2 protein-coding genes are annotated in these 2681 nt (G+C 75.2%); one reads left to right on the top strand and one right to left on the bottom strand.

What is annotated here, in order from left to right:
- Nucleotides 1-145 precede the first annotated feature (145 nt).
- Nucleotides 146-865 carry a DUF2470 domain-containing protein gene (locus ACFU7Z_RS38575; RefSeq protein ID WP_380782806.1) on the top strand — a complete coding sequence of 240 codons (720 nt, stop codon included), beginning with the start codon at nt 146-148 and terminating at the stop codon, nt 863-865.
- Between the two features lie 81 nt (nt 866-946).
- On the opposite strand, the gene ACFU7Z_RS38570 is transcribed toward ACFU7Z_RS38575, so the two are convergent.
- Nucleotides 947-2497: an APC family permease gene (locus tag ACFU7Z_RS38570; RefSeq protein ID WP_079272506.1), complete on the bottom strand. Its 1551-nt coding sequence runs from the start codon at nt 2495-2497 to the stop codon at nt 947-949.
- Between the last annotated feature and the right edge of the window lie 184 nt (nt 2498-2681).

Here is a 2681-nt window from a genome sequence, read left to right as displayed (position 1 = left end):
GGCCCGGACGCCACCCGCGCGTCCGGGCCCTTCCGCCTGCCCGGGCCCGCCCGCTCGCCCCACCGCCCGCTTGCCGCACCGCCTGCTTGCCACACCCCCAGCCGCACATTAGGTTAGGCTCACCTAACTAACTGGAGGTCCGTCCATGAGCCTGCCCACCGGCGACACCGAGGTCCCCGAGCCCAGCACCGCCGACCGGATCCACAGCCTGCTCAGCACGACCTCCTCGCTCACCGTCCGCGCCCTGGGCGAGCACCACCACCTGGACACCCAGGTCTCCGTACACGGCTCCCGGCTGCGGCTGCGCGCCGCCCTGGACGACCCGCTGACCACGGCCACCGTCGGCGCCGCCGAGGGCCTCGCCGTCGTCCTCGACGTCACCGACATCGCCCCCGTCGCCGTCCGCGACCGCGTCCGCGCCCGCCTCACCCTGGCCGGCCGACTGCGACCGGCCCACCTCACCGACGACGGCCTCGGCGTGCACCTGCGGGTGGACGTCGCCCACGCCGTCCTCGCCACCCCGTACGCCACCGGCGCGATCACCGCCGCCGACCTCGCCCTGGCCACCCCCGACCCGCTGGCCCGGTACGAGGCCATGCTGCTCACCCACCTCGCCGACGACCACGCCGAGGCGCTCGACGTCCTCACCCGGCTGCTCGACCCGGCCGTGCTCGCCCACGCCCCGGAGGTCCGCCCGCTCGCCCTGGACCGCCACGGCCTGGTGCTGCGCCTGGACCACTCGCACGGCCACCGCGACGTCCGCCTGGTCTTCCCCGAACCCGCCCGGGACACCGACGACTTCGGCCATCGGATGCACGAGCTGCTGGCCGCCGCCCAGTACGGCCTGCCGGTCCACCGGCGCTGAACCCGGGCCCGCCCGGCACAAACGCCCGGGCCCGCCCGGCGCGAACGCCCGGGCCCGCCGGCCACCGCGGCCCCGGCCCGGTCACCGCTCGACCGCGTCCTCCAGCACCACCCGCCCGATCCGCGCGTACAGCCCGGGCCGCCACCGGCGCACCGCGAGCGCCAGCCCGATCCCGCCCGCGAACACCCCGATCACCAGGTACGGGATCAGCCGGAACAGCAGCGTGTGCGCCGCCTCCCCCGCCGCGGCGTCCCGGTTGAGCACCAGCAGCACCACCACCCCGGCCATCGCCACCCCGCCCGCCAGCGGCGCGGCCAGCGTCCGGAACCAGTGCGCCGTCTCCGGGTGCCGTCCGCGCACGTGGAAGTACCCGACCACGGCGAAGGAGCAGAGCGTCTGCACGACCAGGATCGCCATCGTCCCGAGCAGCGCCAGCAGCGTGTACAGGTGCGCGTACGGGTCCATGCCGGCCGCCAGGAACCCCGCCACCAGCCCCACCGCGATGACCGACTGCGTCACCGAGGCGACGTGCGGCGAGCCGTGCCGCGGATGGGTGCGGCCGAGCGCCGGGTGCAGCAGCCCCTCCCGCCCGATCGCGTACAGGTACCGGGCCGCGCACTGGTGGAAGGCCATCGCGCAGGCGAACGAGCCCGTGACGACCAGCCATTGGAAGACCTTCACCGCCCAGGCCCCCAGGTGCGCGGCGAGCTGGTCGAAGAACAGGCTGTTGCCGTCCTTGCCCGGCACCGCGCCGCCCGCCACCGCGACCGCCCGCTCGACGCCGTTGCCGGACACGATCATCCAGGACACGAAGACGTAGAGCAGCCCGACCCCGATCACGGAGATCAGCGTGGCCCGCGGCACCACCCGCTTCGGGTCGCGGGACTCCTCGCCGTACATCGCGGTGGACTCGAAGCCCACCCAGGACCAGAACGCGAAGAACAGACCGAGTCCGGCCGCCGAGGTGCCCGAACTCCCCACCCCCTTCAGCGCGTTCAGCGGGTTCAGGGTCCCGGCCGCGAGCCCGTCCGGCCCGCCGCCGGAGAGCAGCACCGCCAGTGAGACCGCCGACAGGACGCCGATCTCCAGCACCAGCGCGACCCCGAGCACCCTGGCCGTCAGATGCAGGTCGAACCAGCCCATCACCCCGATCACCGCCGCCCCGAACAGCGCGTACCAGCCCCAGCCGACGTCCACCCCCAGCTGCGAACGGACCAGCCCGCGCAGCGAGTACGCGAAGAAGCCGAGGGCCGCGGCCTCGGTGACGACGTACGCGAGCACCGCGAGCAGCCCCGAGGCCATCCCCGCCACCCGCCCCAGCCCGTGCGAGACGTAGCCGTAGAACGCACCGGCCGCGGTGATGTGCCGGGCCATCGCCACGTAGCCGACCGAGAACACCGTCAGCACCACGGTCGCCACGATGTACGCCGCGGGCGCGCCCGCGCCGTTGCCCTGACCGACGATGATCGGCAGGTTGCCGGTCATCGCGGTGATCGGGGCGGCGGTGGCGAGCGCCATGAACACCACGCCGACCAGGCCGACCGAGTCCGCCTTCAGCCGGTCGACCCCGCCCGCCCCGGGCCGCTCCCGCCCGGCCGTCTCCCCCGCCACGCCCCCGCTGCGGACCGCCATCCGGCCTCCTCGCCTCCCGGCCCGCCCGACCGCCGGACCGGCCGGGCGCTGACCGTCCGCCAGCATGGCGCCCCGGAGGCGCCCGGAGATCCCGGCGACCACCCTGCGGGACACCGGAGTTGACGCTTCGTTCGATCGCTCGAACACCCCGGCGGGCCCGGGAACGAAAGCGGCCGGCCCGGCC

Source organism: Kitasatospora sp. NPDC057518 (genome assembly GCF_042802075.1).
GTDB lineage: Bacteria > Actinomycetota > Actinomycetes > Streptomycetales > Streptomycetaceae > Kitasatospora.
Note: the sequence above shows the minus strand (reverse complement) of the source record. Positions and strands in the feature narration are given on the sequence as shown.